Below are 26,402 nucleotides of genomic sequence, written 5' to 3' on the forward strand. Positions count from 1 at the left end.
GGTTTGTGCTTGTCCGATATTAGCGATCTGTCGGGGTCCCTCCAAGCCGAACCCGGGGAATTCTCGCCGCCGTCGCCCTGAACTGCGGCGACGGCAAAAAAGACGGAGGGCCCGTCCCCGTGATGTCTCACGTGGACGGGCCCCGGTCGGTTCTCTCCCGGCCCTGCGGTGCTCCGGCCGTCCTCACGGACGCCGGTGCCGCCTGGCCGGAGTACCGGCCTCAGCGGGTCGACGCTCAGGCGTCGGTGCCCTCACCGTGGGCCGCCTTGCGCTTGCGGCTCAGGTAGAGGGCGGCGCCGCCCGCGCCCAGCGCGGCCACACCGGCCGCGACCAGGCCCGCGAGGGCGCCACCGGTCACCGGAAGGGTCGGCTTGTCGTCGGCGGGCGGGGTCGGCTTCGGCTCGGGGGTCGGGCTCGGCTCCGGAGTGGGGCTGGGGCTCGGGCTGGGGCTCGGCGAGGGGGTCTCGCTGGGCTCGTCGGTCGGCGGGACCGTGGGCGTGTCCTTGGTCCAGGTCGCCGACGCCGACGCGGTGGCGTTGGTCGGCTCGCCGTCCACGGTGATCAGCGTCTGGGTGGGCTTCTTCGGGTCCTTGCCCTGGAAGAGGCGACCGGTCTCGACGGTGGAGGTGGCCTCCAGGCTGAAGGACGCCTCACCCGCCTCGGCGTCGGCGGGCACCGCGAAACCGACCTTGTCGCCGTCGTCGACGGTGGTGACGGCCTCGCCGGACTCCACGTCGACCAGCGTGACGCCCTCGGGGGCGGTCAGGTCGACGGGGATCTCGGACGCGTTGGTCTCGATGAGGAACTCACCGACGACCTGGCCGGTGGTGCCCTCGGCCGTGGACGGGGTGACGCTCAGCGCCGCGCCGGGCTCGCGCTCGGTGTCCTCGGCGTTGTCGACGAGGTAGGCGTAGACCTTCTCGACGGCCTCGGAGTTGCCCTCGCCGAGGTCCATGTCGTTGCTGAAGTGCCAGATGGCGGCCTGGGTGCCGGCGAGCGCGTCGCCGTTGCTCAGGCCTTCGACCCCGGCCAGCTCGCCGAGTGCGGCGGCCTCGGCCCGGGGGTAGCCGTGCTTGAGAATCCACAGGACCTTGGCGGGCTGGGCGAAGGAGCCCTCGCCCGGGTAGTTGGCCCAGTCGTCCTCCTTGTACTCGGCGCCTCCGACGATGTTCGTCCGGAAGTCGATGCAGTACGTGGTGAGGACGCTGCCGTCGGTCAGCTCCAGGTTGAAGAGGCTGGCCGGGGCGGAGCCGCCGGCCATGCGGACGGTGGGGCCGTTCTCGGCGTCACCGGTGTACCTGCCTTCGAGGGAGCCTTCGTAGGTCTCCACCTCGTCGGCGGCCGCGGGGGCGGCCAGGCCGAGGGCGAGGAGTGCCGCGGCTGTGGCGGCGAGGCCGACGCGCCGGGCGTTGCGGGGGAGGGAGCGGTTACTCAAGTTGTGTCCCGGTGTCTTCTAGGGGTGACCGGATGGATCGCGCCCAGGTCCTTGGGGGCGTGCGCGCGGGGCGCGGACGCCGCGGACGGGCGCCCTCGACGATGGGGAGGGGCCGGTGGGGGCGTCCGGTGGGCGTCACACCGCGTCGGGGCAGGGACGCGATGACTGTTCGGGGCCGGGTCCGGTCCTGCCGGACGGGGCTCGTCGACGCGGGGGGTGCCGCGTGCGCCGTGGGAAGGCCGACGGCCCGCCCGATACTAGCGATCGGGTCCGCCACTTCCAAGCCGCTTCACGGAAATGGTGCTCGGTCGGTGGCCGTCGCGGAACCCGGTCCCCCTCGGGGGGTCGGGGCCCCGGTGACGGGGGCCCGGGTGCTGGGGAACCCTCCTGCCGGGGCGGGGACGGTCGCGCCCTTCCATCGCTCGACGGCGGCGGAGACGGAGGCGGGCCCACGGCGCTCAGTCGCGCCGTTTACGGCCCAGGACCAGGATGAGCAGCCCGGACACGACCAGCGCGCCGGCGATCACCAACAGACCGGACACCCAGGTGCCGGTGAGGGCCAGACCGGTTCCCGGCTCCTCCTCGGGGGTGGTCGGGGTCGGGCTCTCCGAAACCTCGGCTTCCGACGGGGGCAGCTCGCGGGCGGGCGGAACCCCGGGCTCCGCCGCCTCGGGCTCGGGCGTCTCGGTCCGCTCCCCCGGCTCCTCTCCGCGCCAGGTGAACGTCGCGCTGGTGGTGCTGGTCGCGGAGCCCGGCTCCGCGGTGATCAGCGGCTGGGTCCGGGCCCCCTCGCGGCCGGTGAACAGACGGCCCTCCTCCAGGGGTACCCCGTTCCCGCGCACGTGCAGCGTGACGACCCCGGCCGGGACGGAGGGGTCCACGTCGAGGAACACCTCGTCGCCGTCGTGCGCCTGGGAGACCTCCTGGCCGCCCGCGTCGACCAGCCACGACGCGGGGGCGCCGCGCAGGGACAGCCGCATCGGGCCCTCTCCCGCGCTGGAGAGGGTCAGCGGGCCGAGTGGCTCCTCCGGGGAGACCGCCTCCACCTGGGCGGGGGAGACCTCCACCGAACGGGAGGTGGTGCCGTCCCCGGCCGACAGGCTGCCCTCCACCAGGTGGGTGTAGAGGGTGAGGACGTCCGGGTGGTTGGCCTCGGGGTCCGGTTCCTCACCCCCCAGCACGTTCCACAGGGCGGCCTGGGTGGCCGCGATGGCGTGCGGCTCCTCAAGGAACAGCACCCCCGACGCGGTTCCCAGGATCGGTAGGGGCACGTTCGGGTACGAGTGGCCCACCACCCAGTTGGCCCGGCTGGCGGGGGTCGGGCCTCCCGCTCCGACGGTGGTCCACTCCGGGTGCTCCGCCCACGCCGACTCGACGTAGGCGGTGCGCGGCCGCATCTCCTCGTCCGCGACCAGCGCGTAGGCGCGCACCGAGTCCTCGTCGGCCACTCGCAGGCTGAACAGAGCCGTGTCGGTCTCGTCGCCGTCAGTGAACACGACGGGCAGCCCGGCGACCGGGTCCCGATCGAGGCGGGAGAAGTCGTCGGCCGAGGCGGGCGGGACGGACAGGGTGCCGATCAGCGCGGAGGCGGAAAGCAGCGCGGCGCACCGAAGCAGGATGCCGGACATGCTCAGGCGCTCCCATGGGAAGGGCGGCGAGGGGTCGAGACCCCGCCGGCGAATCGTGTACCTGGGCCATCAAGACTAACGGTCCGGCACCCGTCACTGACGGAGATCGTCTCTACAGCGGCCCAATCGTGTGCTGGCCGTGACATCGGTCGGCCGTCCCTCACACGGGACGGGACCGTCGGACCTCTCAGCCTCGGTAGGCTGACCTGGAAGGTATGTCCTCTACTGAAACGGGTTTGCGGCGATGGCCCACGCGGTGACTCCCAGCTTTGAACAGGCGCTGAACACGTACGAACCCGTGCTCGGCCTGGAGACCCACATCGAGCTGGGTACCGCCTCGAAGATGTTCTGCCCCTGCCCCACCGAGTTCGGAGCCGAGCCCAACACCCAGGTGTGCCCGGTCTGCCTCGCCTTCCCCGGCTCCCTGCCGGTGGTCAACGAGAAGGCGGTGGAGGGCGCGATCCGTCTGGGACTGGCGCTCAACTGCTCCATCGCCCCGTGGGGCCGGTTCGCGCGGAAGAACTACTTCTACCCGGACATGCCGAAGAACTACCAGATCTCCCAGTACGACGAGCCGATCTGCGTGGACGGGCACCTCGACGTCACCGTGGACACCCCCGAGGGTCCGCGCGTGTTCCGTGTGGAGATCGAGCGCGTCCACATGGAGGAGGACACCGGCAAGTCCTCCCACGTGGGCGGCTCCACCGGTCGTATCCACGGCGCCAGCCACTCCAACGTCGACTACAACCGCGCGGGCATCCCGCTGCTGGAGATCGTCACCAGGCCGATCACCGGCACCGGCGAACTCGCCCCGCTGGTCGCCCGCGCCTACGCGGCCGAACTGCGCGACCTGGTCCGCTCCCTCGGCATCTCCGACGTGCGCATGGAGGAGGGCTCCATGCGCTGCGACGTGAACGTCTCCATCAACGAGCGCGGCGCCGCCGAGTGGGGCACCCGCAGCGAGACCAAGAACGTCAACTCCCTGCGCTCGGTCGAGCGGGCCGTTCGCTCGGAGATCGAGCGCCAGGCCGGTGTCCTCGACGCCGGGGAGCGGGTCGTGCAGGAGACCCGCCACTTCCAGGAGCACCTGGGCCGCAGCACCTCCGGCCGCTCCAAGGAGGAGGCGCAGGACTACCGCTACTTCCCGGACCCCGACCTCGTCCCGGTCGCCCCGGCGCAGGAGTGGATCGAGGAGCTGCGCGCGACCCTGCCCGAGCTCCCCGCCGCCCAGCGCGCCCGGGTCAAGGCCGAGTGGGAGCTGTCCGACACCGAGCTGCGCGACCTGGTCAACGCCGACGCCATCGGCCTGGTCGAGGCGACCGTCACGGCGGGTGCCCCCTCGGCGGAGGCCCGCAAGCTGTGGCTGAACGAGCTGTCCCGCCGCGCCACCGAGCAGGAGGTGGAGCTGGCCTCCCTGCCGATCACCCCGGCACAGGTCGCCCGGGTCATCGCCCTCGTGGCCGAGGGCACGCTCACCAACAAGCTGGCGCGCCAGGTCGTGGAGGGCGTTCTCGCCGGTGAGGGCGAGCCCGACGCGGTCGTGGAGGCCCGCGGCCTGAAGGTCGTCAGCGACGACGGCGCCCTGGGCGCGGCCGTCGACGAGGCCATCGCGAACAACCCCGACGCGGCCGACAAGGTGCGCGGCGGCAAGGTGGCGGCCGCGGGCGCGCTGGTCGGCGCCGTCATGAAGGCCACCAGGGGGCAGGCCGACGCGGGTCGTGCCCGCGAGCTCATCCTGGAGAAGCTCACCGGCTGATGACGTGCCCGGGCGGGGTGTGAGGTAGCGCTCCCCGCCCGGTCCGGTCCGGCGGAACCGACGCCGGGGCCGGTTCGTTGCCAGGTGCGGGAGCGGCGCCGCGGGGACCTCGGTCCGCGCGGCGCCGCTCCCCCTTCGGGGCGGTGGACCCCCGGGGTGCTCACCCACGGTGATCGTTCTGTCGTCATCTCTCGTCCGGTCCTCAATCGCTGTGTGACCTTGGTTGCGTAGGGTGTCCACGCACGGGGTGAGTCCGGTCCGCCGGCCCCGCCCCGAGGCCGTTCGTCCCGGTCCCGCGACATCCCTGGGCGGCGACCCCCGGTGCGGCACGGCGCCGCGCCTGACGCGAGTGATCACGAGGTGGGTGCTCCATGTTCGAGGAGACGGCGCGACCGCGGCCGGGAGCCGTTCGGGTCGCCGCGCACCCGCTGGGAGGCCGGTGATGGGAACCAGGGAACGCCGACTGGGGCTGTTCGGGTTGGGCGCGCTCTTCGTGCTCTACCTGGTGGGAACCCTCGTCCCGGCGGGCGAGTCCACCCTGACCGCGTCACTGGGTCAATGGCCCACCGCCGTGGTGGCGGGTGCGGCCGGAATCTCCCTGCTGTACGCCTCGCGGCGCTGGGCCCGGACCGGAGCCGACCGCGCGGCCCACGTGGACGGGGCGGACGGGCCCGCCGCACTGCGCTTCCTCGGGCTGGCCGCGTTGGCCTGGTGCGCGGGCGGGATCACCCACGCCATCACACGTTCCCTCAGCGGGGCCTCCTTCCTCTCGCTCACCCTGGGTGACCTGTTCGCGCTCGCCGCGCTGCCACTCTTCGTGATCGGATTCACCCGCTTCGCGCCCTGGCCGGGCGGCCTGCGGACGGCTCTCCGGCACATCATCGACAGCTACGTGTGCGCCGCCGCCGTCTTCTCGGTGGTGTGGATTCTGCTCTTCTCGCCGTTGTACGAGGAACTGGGCGAGGGGGCCGGGTTCCTCGGGTTCGCCCTGGTGTACCCGGTCGCCGACATCGTGGTGCTGTGCCTGTTGGTTCCGCTGGTGTTCATGTCGCCGCACAGCACCCGGCGCGCCGTGCTGGTCGCGATCGGCGCGCTGGTGGTCATCGCCGCCTCGGACATGGTCGGCGCGGTGACGCGCCTCACCGGTCCGCCGGTGGCGGGCGGCCTCGAACAGCCGGTGCGCTTCCTCGGCTTCGCCCTGCTGGGCGCGCTTCCCTGGCTGGTGGAGCACCGGCCGGGCGCGTCGCCCCGCAGGATCACCGGCCGGGGCCTGTACCGGTTCGCTCCGGAGATCGCCGCGGTGGCGTCGGTGTTCGCCGCCACGGTGGTGCTCACCGTCGCCGCGCTGCGCCTGCCGGACGTCGCCCCGGTGCTGCCGCTCGCCGCGGGCACGGCGGTGCTGGTCCTGCTGCTGCGGGTCGTCGGGATGCTGGAGGAGAACTCCACGCTCGCCCGCATGGTCCGCAACCGCGAGGGCCACTTCAACGAGCTGGCCCGCAACAGCGGCGACGTGATCCTCGTCCTGGACCGCGACGGCGGTGTCTACTACATGAGCCCGGGCACGGCCGAGGCGTTCGGGTACCGGCTGGACGACGTCCTGGCGGCCCCGGTGACCACGCTCATCCACCCCGAGGACCTGGCGAGGACCAAGGCCGTCAAGGAACTGTTCACCGAGCGCGCGAGCCAGGGCGTCCACCTGCGCCTGCGGGTGCGCGCGGCGGACGGCACCTGGCGGCACACGTCCTCGACGATCTCCCTGTACGAGCAGCCGGGAGAGCCGGACCGTCTTCTGGTGACCACCAGCGACATCAGTGCCCAGGTCGCGCTCCAGGACGAGGTCGAGCACCTGACCTTCCACGACGGCGTCACGGGCCTGCCCAACCGCGCCTACCTGGAGGAGCGTGCGAGCGACGTGCTGGCGCACCGGGCGATGAGCGAGGACCCCTCGGTCGACGTCGCGGTGATCTTCCTGGACCTGGACGGGTTCACGGCCGTCAACGACTCCGCCGGGCACGTGCGCGGCGACCACATGCTGGGGCAGGCGGCCCGCCGCCTGCGCGGGGAGCTGGGTACCAACGCCACGCTCGCCCGCTGGGGCGGGGACGAGTTCGCGGTCCTCGTGGAGGACGTGCCCGAGGCCCAGCGGGTGGTCGACCTCGCCGAGCGGCTCGGCCGGGTGATCGCGTCCGAGCCCTTCCAGGTGGCGGACCGCGACATCGTGCTGACCGCCAGCATCGGGGTCGCCTTCGCCGACGCGGCCACCGACAGCGGCGAACTGCTGCGCAACGCCGACGTGGCGATGACCCGCGCCAAGGAGCGCGGAGCGGGGAACGTGGAGGTCTACGCCGCGCACATGCACGACATGGTCGTGTCGCGGCTGGAGCTCCAGATCCGGCTGCGGCAGGCGTTGGCCAACAGCGAGTTCTTCCTGGAGTACCAGCCGGTCGTGGACCTGGGCACCTCGCAGGTGAACGCCGTCGAGGCGCTGGTGCGCTGGGACCGCGACGGCGAGGCGGTCGGACCGGGCGAGTTCCTGGGCGCGGCCGAGGAGTCGGGCCTGATCGTGCCGCTGGGGGAGTGGATTCTGCGTGAGGCCTGCGAGAAGGTCGCCGTGTGGCGGGTCTCCGACTGGGACATCGGTCTGTCGGTGAACCTGTCCGTGAAACAGGTGCTCTCACCGAGGTTCGTGGAGACGGTCGCGGGCGTGCTCGCCGAGACGGGGCTGCCCGCCGAGGTGCTGACCCTGGAGGTCGACGAGGAGGTCCTCCTCGACGACGGGGACGAGGCGGTGACGCGCCTGGGCGAGCTGCGCGCGCTCGGGGTGCGCCTGGCCATCGACGACTACGGGATGGGGTACGCGTCGCTGGCGCACCTGCGCGAGCTGAGCGTGGACGCGATCAAGATCGACCCGTCCTTCATCGCGGACCTGGGGCGCGACGACACGGTCACCCTGCTCACGCACACGATCATCCAGCTCGGCCGCGACCTGGGTGTCCAGGTGGTGGCCGAGGGGATCGAGCGCCCGGAGCAGTTGGAGCAGCTGCGGGTGATGGGGTGCGACCACGGCCAGGGGTTCCTGGTGGCCCGCCCCATGCCCGCGAGCGGGGTGGAGTCCCTCGTGGGCGGGGAGGCCGGAGCCCACCTGTGAGCGGTCGGGCTTTCGGATCATCGGAGAAGCTCATGAGGCCGTAGGGCCCTGGGTTTCGGCGCGCTGGTGCGCCGGGCCGCTCGTGCCGAGCACTCCGGGACCTCTTCGTGGAATAGCCCGGGATGGGATGTTAAGTCCGGCTTACGGGATGACCATCGAGCCCCTGTCGCGTGTTCTGCGTTACACGTGGCGGGGGCTTCGTGTATGTCCTTGCAGGTCAGTGCGGTGTGGGTGGCGACGCGTGGGCCGCATTCTGACATTTCCGTCTCGAAATATGAGACAAACTTCAGTTCTGGTTGACGTGCGACCGGTCCTTCGGCCAATGTTGTCAACGTGCAGAACAACTCCCTGATTCTCGTACTTGGTCGGCGCGCAGCCCACTGAGTTTCCTCTGCTGCGCGCCACCCCTCGACCGCCACCCGGCGGTGGGGGTTTTTTTATTGCCGCACCGGGCCGAGAACCGGAACCACCGCCCCCAGAGCCGTAGTACCGCTCTGGAACCTCGCTGAAGGATCTTGAGATGACCGAGCAGATGACCGGCGCCCAATCGCTGATCAGGTCGCTGGAGCACGTCGGCGTTGACACTGTCTTCGGAATCCCCGGCGGCGCCATCCTCCCCGCGTACGACCCGCTCTACGACTCGGTGAAGGTGCGCCACATCCTGATGCGCCACGAACAGGGCGCCGGGCACGCGGCCGAGGGCTACGCCTACGCCACGGGGCGCCCCGGGGTGTGTATGGCCACCAGCGGGCCCGGCGCCACCAACCTGGTCACCCCGCTCGCGGACGCGCACATGGACTCGGTCCCGATGGTCGCCATCACCGGCCAGGTCGCCTCCCCGATGATCGGCACCGACGCCTTCCAGGAAGCCGACATCTGCGGCATCACGATGCCGATCACCAAGCACAACTTCCTGGTCAAGGACGTCCGCGACATCCCCCGCACGGTCGCCGAGGCCTTCCACATCGCCTCCAGCGGCCGCCCGGGCCCGGTGCTCGTCGACATCTCCAAGGACGCCCTCCAGAACAGCACCGACTTCGTCTGGCCCGAGCGCCTGGACCTGCCCGGCTACCGCCCGGTCACCAAGCCCCACGGCAAGCAGGTCCGCGAGGCCGCCCGGCTGATCGCCGACTCCCGGCGCCCGGTCCTGTACGTGGGCGGCGGGGTGCTGCGCGCCGGGGCCGCCGCCGAACTGCGCGTGCTCGCGGAACTCACCGGAGTCCCGGTCGTCACCACCCTGATGGCGCGGGGCGTCTTCCCCGACAGCCACCCGCTGTACGTGGGCATGCCCGGCATGCACGGCGACGTCGCGGCCGTCGGCGCGCTCCAAAAGTCCGACCTGATCATCGCGCTCGGTGCCCGCTTCGACGACCGGGTCACCGGCCGACTCGACAGCTTCGCCCCCGACGCGAAGATCGTGCACGCCGACATCGACCCGGCCGAGATCTCCAAGAACCGCCACGCCGACGTGCCCATCGTCGGTGACTGCCGCGAGGTCCTCGCCGACCTGGTCGTCGCCGTCCGCGCGGACCAGGAGAAGGGCCGCCAGGGAGACTACGAGGCCTGGTGGGACCGGCTCAAGCAGCTGCGCACCACCTACCCCAAGGGTTTCGACGCCCCCACCGACGGCAGCCTGTCGCCGCAGGCGGTCATCCAGCGCCTCGGCCAGGTCGTCGGCCCCGAGGCCACCTACGTGGCGGGTGTGGGCCAGCACCAGATGTGGGCCGCGCAGTTCATCGACTACGAGCGTCCCGGTTCCTTCGTCAACTCCGGCGGCCTCGGCACCATGGGCTTCTCCGTCCCCGCCGCCTTGGGCGCCAAGGTCGGGGACCCCGACCGCGTGGTCTGGTCGGTGGACGGCGACGGCTGTTTCCAGATGACCAACCAGGAACTGGCGACCTGCGCGATCGAGGGCATCCCGATCAAGGTGGCCGTGGTCAACAACGGCAACCTGGGCATGGTCCGCCAGTGGCAGACCCTGTTCTACGAGGGCCGGTACTCCAACACCAACCTCCAGACCGCGCCGCTGGACGAGAAGGTCCGCATCCCGGACTTCGTCCGCCTGGCCGAGGCCTACGGCTGCGTCGGCCTGCGCTGTGAGCGCCCGGAGGACATCGACGCGACCATCGAGAAGGCGATGTCGATCGACGACCGCCCCGTGGTCGTCGACTTCACCGTGAACCACGACGCCATGGTCTGGCCCATGGTCGGCCCCGGCGTCAGCAACGACAACATCCAGTACGCGCGCGACATGGCGCCCAACTGGGAACACCAGGACTAGGAGTAGGGCCGAACCACCATGAGCCGTCACACGCTTTCCGTTCTGGTCGAGGACACCCCGGGCATCCTGGCCCGGGCCTCCGCCCTCTTCTCCCGTCGTGGATTCAACATCGACTCACTCAGTGTCAGCACCACTGAGTACACCGGACTGTCCCGGATGACGATCGCGGTCAACTGCGACCTCCACCCTCTGGAGCAGGTGACCAAACAGCTCAACAAGCTGGTCAACGTCGTCAAGATCGTGGAGATGGACACCACCGCGTCGGTGCAGCGCGAGCTGCTCCTGGTCAAGGTCAAGGCCGACGCGTCGAGCCGCACCCATGTGCTTCAGACGGCCGAGCTGTTCCGCGCGCACGTCGTGGACGTCAGCCCGGACGTCGTCGTCATCGAGGCCACCGGCGACCCCGAGAAGCTCGATGCCCTGGTCAGGAACCTGGAACCGTTCGGTATCCGGGAACTCGTGAAGTCAGGGCTGGTCGCCCTGGGGCGGGGACCCCGTTCGATCACCGACCGCTCCCTGAGGGCGGTCGACCGCAGCGCCTGAGCGGTCGCCCGGAAACGACACCGGGAACCGCGTGAACTGAGAGGCTGTCCGGACACGGCCGGACGCCCGCCCCGCCCCCAAGAACGTGAGAAACAAGGAGTAACCCCAAGTGGCAGCACAGATGTACTACGACGACGCCGCGGACCTCGCGCTCATCCAGAGCAAGAAGGTCGCCGTGATCGGTTACGGCAGCCAGGGCCACGCGCACGCGCTGTCGCTGCGGGACTCGGGCGTGGACGTCCGGATCGGCCTGGCCGAGGGCTCCAAGAGCCGCGCCAAGGCCGAGGAGGAGGGCCTGCGGGTCCTCACCCCCGCCGAGGCCACCCGCGAGGCCGACGTGATCATGATCCTCGTCCCGGACCACATCCACCGCGACCTGTACGCCCAGGAGATCGCCCCCCACCTGGAGCCCGGCAACGCCCTCTTCTTCGGGCACGGTTTCAGCATCCGTTACGGCCTGGTCCAGGCCCCCGAGGGCGTCGACGTCGCCATGGTCGCCCCCAAGGGCCCGGGCCACCTGGTCCGCCGCCAGTACGAGGCCGGGCGCGGCGTGCCCTGCCTCGTCGCGGTCGAGAAGGACGCCAGCGGGCAGGCCTGGGACCTCGCGCTGTCGTGGGCCAAGGGCATCGGCGGCACCCGCGCGGGCGTCATCAGGACCACCTTCACCGAGGAGACCGAGACCGACCTCTTCGGTGAGCAGGCCGTGCTGTGCGGCGGTACCGAGGAGCTGGTCAAGGCCGGTTTCGCCACCCTCGTCGAGGCGGGCTACCAGCCGGAGATCGCCTACTTCGAGTGCCTGCACGAGCTCAAGCTGATCGTCGACCTCATGTACGAGGGCGGCATCTCCAAGATGAACTGGTCGGTCTCGGACAACGCCGAGTACGGCGGCTACACCCGCGGCCCGCGCCTGATCACCGAGCAGACCCGCGAGGAGATGCGCAAGATCCTGGGCGAGATCCAGGACGGCACGTACGCCAAGGAGCTCATGGACGAGTTCGACGCCGGCCAGCCGACCTTCTCCAAGCGTCGCGAGGCCGAGCAGAACGAGCAGATCGAGAAGGTGGGTGCCGAGCTGCGTCCGCTGATGAGCTGGCTCAAGGCGTAGTACCCGCGCTCTTCACTCGAATCCTCCACCGGGGCGGGGCGTGGGCCCCGCCCCGGTGGCGTGTGCGGGCAGGGTGACTCTTCTTTCGCCGGAGGCCCTCCCTCCGCCTGACGGGCTTCCCTACCCCGCTAGTAGACTTTGGACCGGCCGTCACCCCCGATCTGGGCAGCGCCTCCACCTGCGCGATCGGGTCGCACCACCCGAAAAGGAACAGTTGTGACCAAACCCGTCGTACTCGTCGCGGAAAAGCTCTCGCCCGCCGGAATCGCGCTACTCGAGGAGGACTTCGAAGTACGCCATGTGGACGGCGCCGACCGGTCCCAGCTGCTTCCCGCCCTCGCCGACGTCGAGGCCCTCATCGTGCGCAGCGCCACGCAGGTCGACGCCGAGGCCGTCGCCGCGGCCAACCGGCTCCAGGTCGTCGCCCGCGCGGGCGTGGGCCTGGACAACGTCGACGTCGACGCCGCCACCAAGGCCGGTGTCCTGGTGGTCAACGCCCCGACCTCCAACATCATCAGCGCCGCCGAACAGGCCATCAACCTCCTGCTGGCCAGCGCCCGCAACACCGCCCCCGCTCACAACGCCCTCATCAACGGCGAGTGGAAGCGTTCCAAGTACACGGGTGTGGAGCTCTACGAGAAGGTCGTCGGTGTGGTCGGCCTGGGTCGGATCGGCGCCCTGGTGGCCCAGCGCCTGCTGGCGTTCGGTACCCGCGTCATCGCCTACGACCCCTTCGTGCAGCCCGCCCGCGCCGCCCAGATCGGCGTGGAGATGGTGACCCTGGACGAGTTGCTCGAGCGCTCCGACTTCATCACGATCCACCTGCCCAAGAACAAGGACACCCTCGGCCTCATCGGCGACGAGGCGCTGGGCCGGGTCAAGCCCTCGGTCCGGATCATCAACGCCGCTCGGGGCGGCATCCTCGACGAGGACGCCCTGTACCGGGCGCTCAAGGACGGCAGGGTGGCCGGGGCGGGCATCGACGTGTTCGCCAAGGAGCCCACCACGGACAGTCCGCTGTTCGAGTTCGAGAACGTCGTGGTCGCCCCGCACCTGGGAGCGAGCACGGCCGAGGCGCAGGAGAAGGCGGGCACGCAGGTCGCCCGCTCGGTCAAGCTGGCCCTGTCCGGCGAGTTCGTCCCGGACGCGGTGAACGTGCAGGGCACCGGGGTCGCGGAGGAGATCAAGCCGGGTCTTCCGCTCACCGAGAAGCTCGGCCGGGTGTTCACCTCGCTGGCGGGGGCGCTGGCCGCGCGGATCGACGTCGAGGTGCGGGGCGAGATCGCCGCCCACGACGTCAAGGTCCTGGAGCTGGCCGCGCTCAAGGGTGTGTTCACCGACGTGGTCGAGGACACCGTGACCTTCGTGAACGCGCCGCTGCTCGCGAAGGAGCGCGGTGTGGAGGTCAACCTGGTCACCAGTGACGACAGCAGCGACTGGCGCAACCTCATCTCCGTGCGCGGTGTCCTGGCCGACGGAACCCGGGTGTCGGTCTCGGGCACGCTGACCGGCCCCCGCCAGTCCGAGAAGCTGGTGGAGATCAACAACTACACGATGGAGATCGGCCTCGACGAGCACATGGTGTTCCTCTCGTACGAGGACCGTCCGGGTGTCGTCGGCAAGGTCGGCGCGCTCCTCGGTGACGGCGCGGTCAACATCGCGGGCATGCAGGTGATCCGGGACCAGGAGGGCGGCAAGGCGCTGATCGCCCTGACCGTCGACTCCGCGGTGCCGGACGAGCTCCTCGGTTCGATCTCCGCCGAGATCGACGCCGACATCACCCGCCAGATCGACCTGGAGGACTGACGGCCCGAGCCGGTCACATCGGGACCGCCCCGCCCGGATATCGAAAATTCGACATCCGGTCGGGGCGGTCCCTTTTCTGTGCGTCGAGAATTTATCATAAATGGATCTTTGATATTCGATTCTCTGATCCGGGATCTCCTTTAAAGTGTGAGTCAGGGGTGGGTAAACAACCAGAGACACGCGACTGCGTGGTTTTTCGACTCCGCTGACGTGGTGGAACTCTGTTCCAGAACCGACCGGGCGTTGCATCCTCAGGAGTCGGTTCCCGACCATCCGGCGTTCCGTGTGAATGGGGTTCGAATTGCGTTTTCTGCGGCAGCGACGTGTTCTCTTGGCATTGGGTTCGATGGCGGTGGTCACCGGGACCTTCGGATCTCTGTTCCTCGCGGGGCGGGTCGATCTGTGGTCGGCCGTGCAGATCACCGCCCTCGCGGGGCTCTCCGGACTGGTCGCCCTGCTCGTCGTCCAGACGCGGCGTACCGCCGCCCAGATCAGACACCTGCGCCGGGGCCTCGACCGCCAGGTGCGCGAGGTCGCGGAGATCGCGGGCGAGAACCGGGCCGAGATGTTCGGCCGCGCCGACGACCTGACCGACCGGATGGACGTGGTGGCCGCATCGGTGGCCGAGCTGCGCACGGAGATGAGCGGTCGGCTGTCCGAGGTCCAGGTCATCAAGAGTTCCACCGTGCACACCCGAGCGGTGCTGTGAGGGAGGGGCTCCTGGCGGAGGCACTGAGGGGCCGCGGTCCGGGGCGACTGCTGCTGTGCCACGTCGGCGCGGGGACCGATCCGGGTCCCGGTGCCGGGAGCGGAGTGGAGACCGTCGACCTGCGCGAGACGCGCGACCGGGAGTTCGACGGCCCGGTTGGGCGCGTGGTGCTGCTTGCGGCGAACACGGCCGACCTTCGGGAGGCGGTCCCCCTGAGCGACGGGCTGCCCCCGGCGGCCGAGTTCAGGGTGGTGGTCGAGGCCACGGCGCGGCACACCGGACCGCCCTTCCCCTCACCGCCCGGTCTGGGGCAGTGGCAGGGCCTGCTCGACTTCCATGTCGGCCGTCTGCCGGACCGGGGGTGGACGTGCTCCTTCGCCTTCACCGATCCGGTCGACGCGCGGACGGTCCTGCGCTCGGTGGCCCAGGGCATGGTGGGGGGTCGGCGCGGACCGGCCCAGCCGCCGCGTGCGGCCGCTGACGCCGTCTCGGTCCCGGCCCCCACCTGGGAGGGGCTGGGCCGCCCCGGCGCGCTGTCCGAGCGCCCCGCGCTGCGGGAGCTGTCGGTGGAGGACGTTCCGGTGGTGGATGAGCGGGTGGTGAATCCGATGGGGTTCACGCGGACGTCGTCGTCTCGTGTGGGTCGTTTGGTCTCGCGGGGTGGCCGGTGGGTGTTGGTGGCTGGTGGCCGGGTGTGGTGGCGGGTGCCGGAGGACGGTTCGGTGTCGGACGTGGATGTCGCGGCTCTGCGGGATCTGCGTGCGGTGCGGGTGGAGTGGGGTCGGCACAGTGGCCCGGTGGCGGCGGTGCGCGCCGTGGTCGGACTGGCCGCCTCCGGGATTCCGCTGGTGAGCGGGCCGGTCCCCGGATGGGCCGGGTGTCTGGGTGGGGAGTTGTCGGCCCTCCTCGCCGAGGTCGAGGAGCGGTCGCTGGCGGACCCGCAGGCACGTGAGGAGCACAGCGTCCGGTTGCGGCGCGCGGCTCTGCGCGTTCACGGTGCGGGTGGGCGGGCCCGGCTCCTGGCCGAGGCGGGCGGTGCGGTGGTCGCGTCGGAGCCCTCGGTGTCGGTGGTGCTGTGCACGCGGAGGCCGGAGATGGTGGGCTTCGCGTTGCGCCAGGTGGCCCGCCAGCGCCGTGTCGAGACGCAGGTGGTGCTCGCGCTGCACGGGTTCGGCCCCGACGCCCCCGGGGTCGCGGACGCGATCGCGGAGTACCGGCGGGGCGGGCGTGCGCTCGTGGTGTGGGAGGCCGGACCCGACCTCGTCTTCGGCTCCGTGCTGAACGGCGCGATCGAGCGGGCCAGCGGCACCCTGCTCGCCAAGATGGACGACGACGACTGGTACGGACCCGACCACCTCTCCGACCTGCTGCTGGCCCGCCGCTACTCCGGCGCGGACCTGGTCGGGAGCATCGTCTCCTTCGCCTACCTGGAATCCCTCGACCGCACGGTGCGCCTGGCCGGGAAGACGGAGGCCCTCTGGCACAGGGCCGCGGGCGGCACCCTCATGACCGACCGCAGGACCCTGGAGGAAGCGGGCGGGTTCCCACTCGTGTCCACCTCCGAGGACACGCACCTGCTGGCGGCGATCGAGCGGATGGGCGGCCGTATCCACCGAGGGCACGGCTGTAACTACGTGCTGCGGCGCAAGGCGGGCGGTCACACCTGGGGGGTCGGCGCGGGCTACTTCCTGCGTCTGTGCGGGGAACGGCAGCTCCCGGGGTGGCGGCCCAGCGCCCTCCTGGAGCCGGACCCGAGGGACCTGCCGCCCACCGCCCTGGCCGGGACGTGGACGGACCTGGCCGAGTCGGAGGACGAGCGGGTCCGCGCCTCGGAGACCACGCGGTGATCGAGGCACTGCTGACCCGTGCGCTGCGAGCGCACGGGGCGCGGACGGCGCTGGTGGGACACACGGGTCCCGGGAGCGCGCAGACGGCCGGAGCGCTGGCCCGCGAGCCCGGGGTCCGTGTCCTGGACCTGGGCCGTGGCGGTGCCGGTGGCGGTACGGGCTGGAGGGGGAAGGGGCCGGTCGACCTCCTGGCGGTCGTCGCCGCCGCCTCGGGAGACCTGCGCGCCGCCGTGCCGCGTGCGGAGCGGTTGCCCTCGGCCACCGGGTTCGCGGTCGTGGTCCGGTCCACCGCGCCGAGCCCGATCCCGCCGCTGGTCGCCCCACCCGGGCTGGGCGAGTGGTCCGACCTGCTGTACGCGCGGACGCGTCGGCTGCCGGGCGGGGGCTGGCTGTGGGAGTTCTCCTTCTCCGACCCGGTCGAGGCGTGGGTGGTCCTGAGCTCCGTGGCGCGCGGACTGGTGGGCGGCCGCCGGGGCCCGGGGCACGCCCCGTCCGGTGCCGGTGACCGGCCGGTGACCGTCCCGACCTGGGCGCGTCTGGGCGGCCGGGGCGCGGTGACCCGGGCGGCGCGGGTCTCGCGCCTGTCGGTGGAGGACGTTCCGGTGGTGGATGAGCGGGTGGTGAATCCGATGGGGTTCACGCGGACGTCGTCGTCTCGTGTGGGTCGTTTGGTCTCGCGGGGTGGCCGGTGGGTGTTGGTGGCTGGTGGCCGGGTGTGGTGGCGGGTGCCGGAGGACGGTTCGGTGTCGGACGTGGATGTCGCGGCCTTGCGGGATCTGCGTGCGGTGCGGGTGGAGTGGGGTCGGCACAGCGGTCCGGTGGCGGCGGTGCGCGCCGTGGCGTCGCTGGCGGCCTCGGGGATACCGCTCGTGGGCGCCCGCCCTCCGCTCTGGGCGCGGCCCCTGGGGGAGGAGCTCCACGACCTGCTCGCGTGGTCTCTGGAGGAGGAACTCGACGACGAACTGATCCGTGAGGAGCACAGCGTCCGGTTGCGTCGCGCGGCTCTGCGCGTTCACGGTGCGGGTGGGCGGGCCTGGCTCCGCGCGGGGGCGGGTGGTGCGGTGGTCGCGCCGGAGCCCTCGGTGTCGGTGGTGCTGTGCACGCGGAGGCCGGAGATGGTGGGCTTCGCGTTGCGCCAGGTGGCCCGTCAGCGGGGCGTGCGGGTGGAGGTCGTCCTGGCGCTGCACGGGTTCGGTCCGGACGCCCCGGGGGTCGCGGCGGCGGTCGCGGAGTACCGGCGGGGCGGGCGTGCGCTCGTGGTGTGGGAACCACCCGGCGACCTGGTCTTCGGTTCGGTGCTGAACGGCGCGATCGAGCGGGCCAGCGGCACCCTGCTCGCCAAGATGGACGACGACGACTGGTACGGCCCCGACCACCTCTCCGACCTGCTGCTGGCCCGCCGCTATTCGGGGGCCGAACTGGTCGGCGGCGCGACCGAGTACCACCACCTGGAACACCTGGGCCTGACCGTGCGGCGCCTGGTCCCGTCCGAACGCTTCGCCCAGCACGTCACCGGCGCCGCGATCCTGACCGACCGGACGACCCTGGAGGAGGTGGGCGGCTTCCGTCCCTGGCGGGCGAGCGTGGACGCCGGGCTCCTCGACGACGTCCGCGACGCCGGCGGTTCGACCTACCGGACCCATGGCCTGGGGTGCGTCGTCCGCCGCAGGAGCGGCGGTCACACCTGGAGCGAGGCCCCCGGTTACTTCCTGCGGGAACCCCTGCGCCAGTGGCGGGGTTGGCGGCCCAGCGCACTGCTGGAGTCCCGCCCCGAGGACGCGCCGGGCCCGGTACCCGAGACCACACCCGACTCTCCGACAGCTGGGAGCGACCGATGACGCTTGTACAGGGCGGCCCGGCGGACGCGCCGTCGAGACCCCGTCCGTTCGTCCGCCGCAACGACTACTCGGTGCTGGAGCCGCCACCGCTGGGTGAGTGGGAGCCCGCCCTGTCGGTGTGCGTGGTCATCCCGGCGTACGGGGGGCAGGACCGGCTCGACCTGACCCTGGCGTCGATGGCCGCGCAGAGCTATCCGGCCGCGCTCACGGAGGTCGTGGTGGTGGACGACGGCAGCGAACCCGCGCTGCGGTTGCCGCCGATCCGCCCCGAGCACACCCGGATCGTGCCCAACGCACCCGGGGGGTGGGCGCGGGGCCACGCGCTGACCACCGGAGCCGCGGCCACCGGCGCCGACGTGCTGCTGTTCTTCGACGCGGACATGATCGCCTTCCGCGAGCACGTCGAAGCCCAGATGCGCTGGCACCACCTGGCCGACTACCTCGCGGTCACCGGCCACCTGCGCTGCGTCGACGACGCGCCGGGGACCCTGTTCCCGGCGGCGGTCCTCGACGCCGTGCGCCGGGGCGAGCCGGAGGCCCTGGTGGCCGGTCCGGGGGAGGAGTTGACGTGGCTTCAACGCGCCTACAAGCGCACGGACGGCCTGCGCGCGGTCGGCCACCGGGGATTCCGCTACTTCATCGGGGGGACCGGATCGGTGCGCCGCGCCTTCTACGAGGAGTCGGGCGGGGCCGCGTCCGCGCTCGTCCTGGGGGAGGACACGCACCTCGGCTACCGGCTCGGCCAGAACGGGGCGGTCTTCGTTCCCGAACCGGAGGCCGGCAGCTGGCACCTGGGGCTTCCGCAGATGGAGACCCGCAGGGAGGACGGGGACCGCTTCCGCCGACCCTTCGTCGGCACCCGGCTCCCGCTCGTCGACGAGCGGAGCGACCAGCGCGGACGCCAGTGGGAGGTGCCCCGCGTCGACGCGGTGGTCGACGCCGGGGGGTCGGGCTTCGACGAGGTGGCGCGGACCGTGGACGCGCTCCTGGCCGGGGACGTGGCCGACGTCCGGATCACGCTGGTGGGCGAGTGGGACCGGGTGGCCCCCGGTCGGCACCGCGTGCTGGACGATCCGGCGCTGGACCTGCGTCTCCTCCACGAGCACTACCGGTGCGAGCCGAGGGTCGTCCTGGCCGCCGTCGCGCCCGACCCGGACCCGGACGTGCCCTTCGTGCTGCGGACCCCGCCCGGGCAGCCCCTGGCGCCGCGGGCCCTGGACCACCTGATCGGGGTGGCCGACCAGACCCAGGCGGGCCTGGTGCGCGCCACGGGGCCCGACGACGACCTGGGCGGCCCCCGGTTCGAACGCTCGGCGGCCTTCGCCCGCGCACGGCGGTTGGGGGCCGTGGAGGAGGACCTGGACGACGTGGTGGACCGGGTGGCCGGGGTGCACTGGATCGACGGCGCCTCGGTGCTGGCCGCGACGGAGGAACCGGCGCAGGCGCCCCCGGTGAAGGGGGTGGCGGAGCCGCCGGGGGACTGGAGGGAGCGGCTCGCGCGGGCCCGGGCCCGGGTGGAGGCGCAACGGGCCCGGTCCGAGCGGCTGGAACGCCGTTTCACCTGGCTGACGGGGAGCCGTGCCGGCCGGTTCCTGTTCCGGTTCATCGGTTGAGGGCGGGGAGCGTCATGACGAACGACGAGGAACGCGGTGCGGGGCCGGATCTCGGCGCGCGACCGAGGGGCGCTCTCCCGGGGCGACCCGGGATCGTCCGCAACGACTACTCGGTGCTGGAACCGCCTCCTCTGGGCGGGTGGGAGCCGGAGCTGTCGGTGGGCGTGGTCGTTCCGGCGCACGGCGGGCAGGACCGGCTCGACCTGGTCCTGGCCTCGCTCGCGGCCCAGAGCTACCCGTCCGACCTGACCGAGGTCGTGGTGGTGGACGACGGCAGCGCGCCCGCGCTGCGGCTTCCGGAGATCCGGCCGAGGCACACCCGGCTGGTCACCGCCCCCGCCGACGGGTGGGGGCCGGGGCACGCGGTCCGCGCGGGGGCGCTGGCCACCCGGGCGACCGTTCTGATGCGGTTGGACGCGGACGTGGTCGTCGGGCGGGAGCACGTGGAGGCGCAGATGCGCTGGCACCACCTGGCCGACTACCTCGTCGTGATGGGGAAGGTGGAGTTCGGCGACGATCCGGACCCCGTACCGACCCCCGGCGAGGTGTACGAACACGTGCGGGACGGGAGGTTCGCGGACCTCGTCGGTGCGGGAGCCGAGTCCATGCGGTGGATCACCGAGGTCCTGGAGCGGACCGACGGGCTGCGCGACGCGGGGCACCGGGCGTGGCAGGTGTTCACCGGGGCCACCGCGTCGGTGCCGCGGGCCCTGTACACGGAGGCCGGGGGTTCGGCGGCCGACCTGGTGATGGGCGAGGACAGCGAGCTCGGGTACCGGCTCTCGCAGCGGGGAGCGGTCTTCGTTCCCGAGCCCGTCGCCGTCGGGCTCCACCTGGGGACGCCGACGACCGAACGGCGCGGGGCTGAGGCGGCGCGCTTCCGGCGTCCGTTCGTGGAGAACCGCGTGCCCCGGCTGAACTCCCGGCGCACGGCTCCGGTGCGGACCTGGCAGGTGCCGTTCGTCGACGTGGTGGTCGACACGGTGGGCCGGGGGGCCGACGACGTGGTCGCGACGGTGGACGGGCTGCTCGCGGGTGAGGTGGCCGACGTCCGGGTCACGCTGGTGGGGGAGTGGTGGCGGGTGACGCCGGGGAGGCACGCCACGGTCGACGACCCGTCGCTGGACCTGAGGTTGGCGCACGAGCACTACCGGTGCGAGCCGAGGGTGGTCCTCGCCGAGTCCGAGCCGGTTCCGGACCCGGACGTCCCCTTCAGGCTGCTGTTGTCGCCCGGCGTCGTGCCGGGGCGGAGCATGGTGCGGACCCTCACCGGGATCGCGGACCGGGAGGGCGCGGGGCTGGTCAGCGTGCGGGGGAACGGCGGGTGGACCCATCGCCTGCGCCTGGAGCGCACCGCGGCCTTCGCCCGTGCGCGGCACCTGGGGGCGGGGGCGGCGGACCGGGACGCGGTGGTGGCCGGACTGTGGGGTGTCCACATCATGGAGCCGGACGGGCTGGTGGCGCGGGCCGGACCGGACGGGGACGGGCCTCCGAGGGACTGGCACAGGAAGATGCGCAAGGCCGAGAAGGAGGAGGAACGCTGGCGGACGGAGTGCGAGCGGTGGGAGCGACGGCTGCGCGCGCTGACCCAGGGACGCCACGCGTGGCTTCTGCTCTGCGGCCTGCGGAGGTGAGCGTTGCCGGTGTGGTGGGGTCCGGTGTCGGTCCCGTCCTACCGGTCGGGGGCGGGTCGGCGCGCATTTCGCACCGATTCTCCACCGCCCTGACCAGCGCCGACACGGTTTTGTCTCGGCATGTGAGAATTCCTGGTCATATAGTTGGACCTCCGATATTCTGACGACCTAGGAGTCAGTGGTGTCGGCTCCACCGCCGCACACCACGGTCCAGCGCCCACGCGCCGCCCGGCGCCACCCTTGTCCGGGCGTCCCTGACGCGGTGTTCCGCGCAGGCCGTGTCGGTGCCTCCGGCAGTCGATCCCGCCGGGGCGAGCTCCTGTCCCTTTCGTCGTGGACAACGTCGCCCACACCGCGCCCGAGCGGACCGGTCCGGCCCGTAGCCGTCCGTCCCCGGCGCGCACCACCGTCGAACGCCAGCGGCCGGGCCGCGCGCTCCCGCCGTCACGCAGAGCCTTCCGGAGGATCACATGTACGACATGGTCGAGTACCCGTCCACTCCCGACACCGAGGACGAGGTCCACCGCGCCCTCCAGGACGCGATCAACCGCCGCGACTGAGCGGCGTCCGAGGTCGAGCGACTGCACCGGTCACCCGGGCCGGTACAGTTGTCTCACCTACTGTTCCATTGATCTCGCCAGGTGAGACGACCGTGGCGGGGTCTCGTCCGAGTTAGAGGCAGTCCAATGGCAGCTCGCACCGTGAAACTGGCCGTCATCCCGGGTGACGGGATCGGCTCCGAGGTCGTCGCGGAGGGTCTCAAGGTGCTGGAGGTCGCGGCCTCCCAGTACGACCTGGCCGTCGAGACCACCGAGTACGAGCTGGGCGCCAGGCTCTGGCACCGCACCGGTGAGACGCTGCCCGACTCCGTCGCCGCCGAGCTGCGCGAACACGAGGCCATCTACCTGGGCGCGGTCGGTGACCCGTCCGTTCCCAGCGGAGTCCTGGAGCGCGGCCTGCTGCTGCGCCTGCGCTTCGAGTTCGACCACTACGTCAACCTGCGCCCCGTGCGCCTCTACCCCGGTGTGGAGAGCCCCCTCGCGGGCGTCGGTCCCGAGGACATCGACATGCTGGTCGTGCGCGAGGGCACCGAGGGCCCCTACGCGGGCGCCGGGGGAGTACTGCGCAAGGGCACCCCCCACGAGGTCGCCACCCAGGACAGCGTCAACACGCGGTTCGGTGTCGAGCGCCTGGTCCGCTACGCCTTCGAGAAGGCCGCGAGCCGCCCCCGCCGCAAGCTGACCCTCGTGCACAAGGACAACGTCCTCACCTTCGCCGGTGAGCTGTGGCAGCGCACGGTCAGGGAGGTCGGTGCCGAGTACCCGCAGGTCACCGTGGACTACTGCCACGTCGACGCCGCCGCGATGTACTTCGTCAACCAGCCCGGGCGCTTCGACGTGGTCGTCACCGACAACCTCTTCGGCGACATCATCACCGACATCGGCGCCGCCATCACCGGCGGCATCGGCCTGGCCGCGAGCGGCAACATCAACCCGGACCGCACCTCCCCCAGCATGTTCGAGCCGGTCCACGGCTCCGCGCCCGACATCGCCGGTCAGGGCCTGGCCGACCCGACGGCCACCGTGCTCTCCGCCGCGACCATGCTGGAGCACCTGGGCCTGCCCGAGGCCGCCCGCCGGATCGAGGCCGCCGTCTCCGCCGACCTCAAGACCCGGGCCCAGGGGGACGCCGTCCGCTCCACCTCCCGGATCGGTGACGACCTCGCCGCGCGAGTAGCCGAGCAGGGCTGACCCCCGTCGGCGTCGGCCCTGCCCCCTTTTCCGAGGCGCGGCCGACGTACGAGTCAACGTGACCGACAGCGGGCGCGCCGGAGTACCTCCGCGCGCCCGCTGTCCGTGTGCCCCGCCCTGGCACCGGGTGCGCTCTTCCGACACACTAGATCCCAGGTCGGCGGCGCTGCCGACCCGTTGCATCCGAGAGGACCACCGACGACATGAACAACGACACCACCACCACTGGGTTGACGTTCGACATCCAGCTCTCCGACCAGCGGAAGACCCCGCAGGAGCGCGAGGCACTGCTGGAGAACCCCGGCTTCGGTCAGGTGTTCACCGACCACATGGTGAGCATCCGGTACACGGAGGGCAAGGGCTGGCACGACGCCAGACTGGAGCCCTACGGCCCGCTGAGCCTGGACCCCGCCACGGCGGCCCTGCACTACGCCCAGGAGATCTTCGAGGGGCTCAAGGCCTACCGCCACCCGGACGGTTCGCTGGCCTCCTTCCGCCCCGAGGCCAACGCCGCCCGCTTCAACCGCAGCGCGGCGCGGATGGCCATGCCGGAGCTGCCCGAGGAGCTGTTCCTCAAGTCCATCGGGCTGCTGCTCGAACACGACGGCGAGTGGGTTCCGTCCAAGGAGTACTTCAGCCTCTACCTGCGCCCGTTCATGGTGGCCACGGACGTCGGCCTGGGTGTGAACAACCCCTCGCGCAGCTACGTCTACCTGCTCATCGCCTCGCCGGTGGGCTCCTACTTCTCCGGCGGCGTCAAGCCGGTCACGGTGTGGCTGTCGAAGGACTTCACGCGGGCCGCTCCCGGCGGCACCGGCGCCGCGAAGTTCGCGGGCAACTACGCCGCGAGTTTCCTGGCCCAGGCCCAGGCGGTGGAGAAGGGTTGTGACCAGGTCGTGTGGCTCGACGCCCGCGAGCACCGCTGGGTCGAGGAGATGGGCGGCATGAACCTGTGGTTCGTGTTCGGCGAGGGTGAGAACGCCCGCCTGCGCACGCCCCCGCTGACCGGCACCCTGCTGCCCGGCATCACCCGTGAGTCGCTGCTCACGCTCGCCCCGGACCTGGGTATCCCGGCCGAGGAGGAGCCGCTGTCCATCGAGGAGTGGCGGGCCGCCGCCGAGTCCGGCGAGATGACCGAGGTCTTCGCCTGCGGGACCGCCGCCGTGGTCACCCCGGTCGGCCACGTCAAGAGCGACGACGGCGAGTTCACCATCGGTGACGGCCGACCCGGCCCGGTCACCCTGCGCCTGCGCGAGGAGCTGGTGGGCCTCCAGACCGGCCTGCGCGACGACAAGCACGGCTGGATCACCCGCTTCTAGGGCCATCCGACACGAGCGCCCACGGGGGCCGCCACCGGACGCCGGTGGCGGCCCCCGTGGCGTTCCGCCGCGCTCGCGGGCAGCGCCGAGGACGCCCGAAGTGTCCGATATGAGGATGTGTCGTCTCGCCAAGTGAGACATCTCGGCTCCGAGCTGCGACTCCACCGGGTTCGTGTGGCACACTGGCCGCATGCTGTCCCAGGTACGCATTATTTTGGGGCGCGCTGGCTGACGACTTCCCCGCGTGACGCGGGGAAGGACCCGGACCCCGCCAGCGCGCTGACCTCTCGTGTCCACGAGGGGTCTTTTTTGTTGGCCGGGGCCGCCACACACAGCACCGACCGGGAGTTCCACCCATGAGGAACGACAGTTTCCACGTCTTCGACACCACGCTGCGCGACGGAGCCCAGCGCGAGGGGATCAACCTGCGGGTCTCCGACAAGCTGGCCATCGCGAAGCTGCTCGACGACCTCGGAGTGGCGTTCATCGAGGGCGGATGGCCGGGAGCCAACCCCAAGGACACCGAGTTCTTCCAGCGGGCTTCACGAGAGCTGACGCTGGAACACGCGCGACTCACCGCGTTCGGCGCGACCCGCCGGGCCGGTGTGAGGGCCGCCGACGACCCCCAGGTGGCCGCACTGCGCGACAGCGGCGCGTCGGTCGTCACCCTTGTCGCCAAGAGTGACGACCGGCACGTCGAACGGGCGCTGCGCACGACCCTGGACGAGAACCTCGCCATGGTCGCCGACACCGTCTCCCACCTGCGCGAGCACGGGCAGCGCGTGTTCGTGGACTGCGAGCACTTCTTCGACGGCTACCACCACAACCCCGGGTACGCGCTCTCCGTGGTCCGGGCCGCCTCCGACGCCGGAGCCGACGTGGTGGTCCTGTGCGACACCAACGGGGGCATGCTCCCCGACGACGTCACCCGCGTGGTGACCGAGGTGCTGGAGGCCACCGGCGCCCGCCTGGGCATCCACGCCCAGGACGACACCGGCTGCGCGGTCGCCAACACCCTGGCCGCCGTCGACGCGGGAGCCACGCACGTCCAGTGCACCGCGAACGGCTACGGCGAGCGCGTGGGCAACGCCAACCTCTTCTCGGTGGTCGGCGCGCTCGCGCTCAAGCGCGGCATGGACGTGCTCCCCGAGGGATGCCTGGCCGAGATGACCCGGGTGTCCACCGCGATCGCCGAGATCGTCAACCTCGCCCCCGACACCCACCAGCCCTACGTGGGGGTGTCGGCCTTCGCCCACAAGGCCGGGCTGCACGCCTCCGCGATCAAGGTCGACCCCGACCTCTACCAGCACACCGACCCGGGCCTGGTCGGCAACCGCATGCGCATGCTGGTCTCCGACATGGCCGGGCGCGCCTCCATCGAGCTCAAAGCGCGGGAGCTGGGCCTGGACCTGTCCGGAGACCGTGAGCTGTCCGGGCGCGTGGTGGAACGGGTCAAGGGACTCGAACTGTCCGGCTACAGCTTCGAGGCGGCCGACGCCTCCCTGGAACTGTTGCTGCGCGAGGAGCTGGGCTCGCCGGTCCGCTACTTCGAGACCGAGTCCTGGAGGGTCATCACCGAGCGCCGGCCGTCCGCCGGGGCGAGCCCGCTCTCCAGCGAGGACGAGAGCCTGAGCGAGGCCACGGTCAAGCTCCGGGTCAAGGGCGAACGGGTCATCGCCACCGCCGAGGGCAACGGTCCGGTCAACGCCCTGGACCGGGCGCTGCGCAGCTCGATGGAGAACGTGTACACCGCGCTGGCCGGGCTGGAGCTGACCGACTACAAGGTCCGCATCCTGGAGGGCACCTCCGGGACGAACGCGATCACCCGCATCCTCGTCACCTTCAGCGACGGCGCCGAGGAGTGGACCACCGTGGGCGTGGGTCCGAACGTCGTCGACGCCTCCTGGGTGGCGCTGGAGCAGGCGATCACGTACGGGCTGCTGCGCCAGGGCTACCCGCGGGGCTGACGTCCCGACCCGCGCCCGGCCG

General features: G+C 71.7%; 16 protein-coding genes. 14 read left to right on the top strand and 2 right to left on the bottom strand.

The genetic code is table 11. The features are described from left to right. Positions 1-235 precede the first annotated feature (235 nt). On the bottom strand, positions 236-1,435 hold the full coding sequence (locus ACFYL4_RS16940) for a thioester domain-containing protein (RefSeq protein WP_387519136.1): 1,200 nt from the start codon (positions 1,433-1,435) through the stop codon (positions 236-238). Positions 1,436-1,893: 458 nt separating this feature from the next. Continuing rightward, on the bottom strand, positions 1,894-3,063 hold the full coding sequence (locus tag ACFYL4_RS16945) for a thioester domain-containing protein (RefSeq protein ID WP_357758750.1): 1,170 nt from the start codon (positions 3,061-3,063) through the stop codon (positions 1,894-1,896). A gap of 244 nt (positions 3,064-3,307) precedes the next feature. On the opposite strand from ACFYL4_RS16945, the gene gatB reads away from it, so the two are divergent. From gatB to cimA, 14 genes are all read left to right on the top strand, one after another. Beyond that, a complete protein-coding gene (gatB, locus tag ACFYL4_RS16950) occupies positions 3,308-4,819 on the top strand; it encodes an Asp-tRNA(Asn)/Glu-tRNA(Gln) amidotransferase subunit GatB (RefSeq protein ID WP_387519137.1) in 1,512 nt (503 codons plus the stop codon). Positions 4,820-5,261: 442 nt separating this feature from the next. Continuing rightward, complete coding sequence (locus ACFYL4_RS16955) at positions 5,262-7,967, top strand: putative bifunctional diguanylate cyclase/phosphodiesterase (RefSeq protein ID WP_387519138.1); 2,706 nt, start codon at positions 5,262-5,264, stop codon at positions 7,965-7,967. Positions 7,968-8,487: 520 nt separating this feature from the next. Next, positions 8,488-10,248, top strand: coding sequence for an acetolactate synthase large subunit (locus tag ACFYL4_RS16960; RefSeq protein ID WP_357768531.1), 1,761 nt, complete (start codon positions 8,488-8,490; stop codon positions 10,246-10,248). Between the two features lie 18 nt (positions 10,249-10,266). Next, on the top strand, positions 10,267-10,791 hold the full coding sequence (gene ilvN, locus ACFYL4_RS16965; protein ID WP_017547239.1) for an acetolactate synthase small subunit: 525 nt from the start codon (positions 10,267-10,269) through the stop codon (positions 10,789-10,791). A 109-nt stretch (positions 10,792-10,900) separates the two neighbouring features. Continuing rightward, a complete protein-coding gene (gene ilvC / locus ACFYL4_RS16970) occupies positions 10,901-11,896 on the top strand; it encodes a ketol-acid reductoisomerase (RefSeq protein WP_357768533.1) in 996 nt (331 codons plus the stop codon). Between the two features lie 216 nt (positions 11,897-12,112). Beyond that, complete coding sequence (serA, locus tag ACFYL4_RS16975) at positions 12,113-13,702, top strand: phosphoglycerate dehydrogenase (RefSeq protein WP_387519139.1); 1,590 nt, start codon at positions 12,113-12,115, stop codon at positions 13,700-13,702. A 346-nt stretch (positions 13,703-14,048) separates the two neighbouring features. Next, positions 14,049-14,411 carry a hypothetical protein gene (locus ACFYL4_RS16980; RefSeq protein ID WP_357768537.1) on the top strand — a complete coding sequence of 121 codons (363 nt, stop codon included), beginning with the start codon at positions 14,049-14,051 and terminating at the stop codon, positions 14,409-14,411. After that, the gene (locus ACFYL4_RS16985) at positions 14,408-16,258 is read left to right on the top strand and encodes a glycosyltransferase (protein WP_387519140.1); all 1,851 of its coding nucleotides are present in this window, start codon (positions 14,408-14,410) and stop codon (positions 16,256-16,258) included. Before ACFYL4_RS16980 ends, ACFYL4_RS16985 begins: the two co-directional genes overlap by 4 nt. Next, positions 16,255-18,096, top strand: a complete 1,842-nt coding sequence (locus ACFYL4_RS16990; RefSeq protein WP_387519141.1) for a glycosyltransferase — start codon at positions 16,255-16,257, stop codon at positions 18,094-18,096. Before ACFYL4_RS16985 ends, ACFYL4_RS16990 begins: the two co-directional genes overlap by 4 nt. Beyond that, complete coding sequence (locus ACFYL4_RS16995) at positions 18,093-19,709, top strand: glycosyltransferase family A protein (protein ID WP_387519143.1); 1,617 nt, start codon at positions 18,093-18,095, stop codon at positions 19,707-19,709. The genes ACFYL4_RS16990 and ACFYL4_RS16995 overlap by 4 nt, the downstream gene beginning before the upstream one ends. A 14-nt stretch (positions 19,710-19,723) precedes the next feature. Further along, complete coding sequence (locus ACFYL4_RS17000) at positions 19,724-21,343, top strand: glycosyltransferase (RefSeq protein WP_387519145.1); 1,620 nt, start codon at positions 19,724-19,726, stop codon at positions 21,341-21,343. Between the two features lie 686 nt (positions 21,344-22,029). Beyond that, the gene (locus tag ACFYL4_RS17005; protein WP_387519147.1) at positions 22,030-23,094 is read left to right on the top strand and encodes a 3-isopropylmalate dehydrogenase; all 1,065 of its coding nucleotides are present in this window, start codon (positions 22,030-22,032) and stop codon (positions 23,092-23,094) included. Between the two features lie 203 nt (positions 23,095-23,297). After that, the gene (locus tag ACFYL4_RS17010) at positions 23,298-24,413 is read left to right on the top strand and encodes a branched-chain amino acid aminotransferase (RefSeq protein WP_387519149.1); all 1,116 of its coding nucleotides are present in this window, start codon (positions 23,298-23,300) and stop codon (positions 24,411-24,413) included. Between the two features lie 356 nt (positions 24,414-24,769). Beyond that, positions 24,770-26,380, top strand: a complete 1,611-nt coding sequence (gene cimA / locus ACFYL4_RS17015) for a citramalate synthase (RefSeq protein WP_387519151.1) — start codon at positions 24,770-24,772, stop codon at positions 26,378-26,380. Positions 26,381-26,402: the final 22 nt, after the last annotated feature.

It is taken from the genome of Nocardiopsis sp. NPDC006938, assembly GCF_042869555.1.
Taxonomy (GTDB): Bacteria; Actinomycetota; Actinomycetes; order Streptosporangiales; family Streptosporangiaceae; genus Nocardiopsis.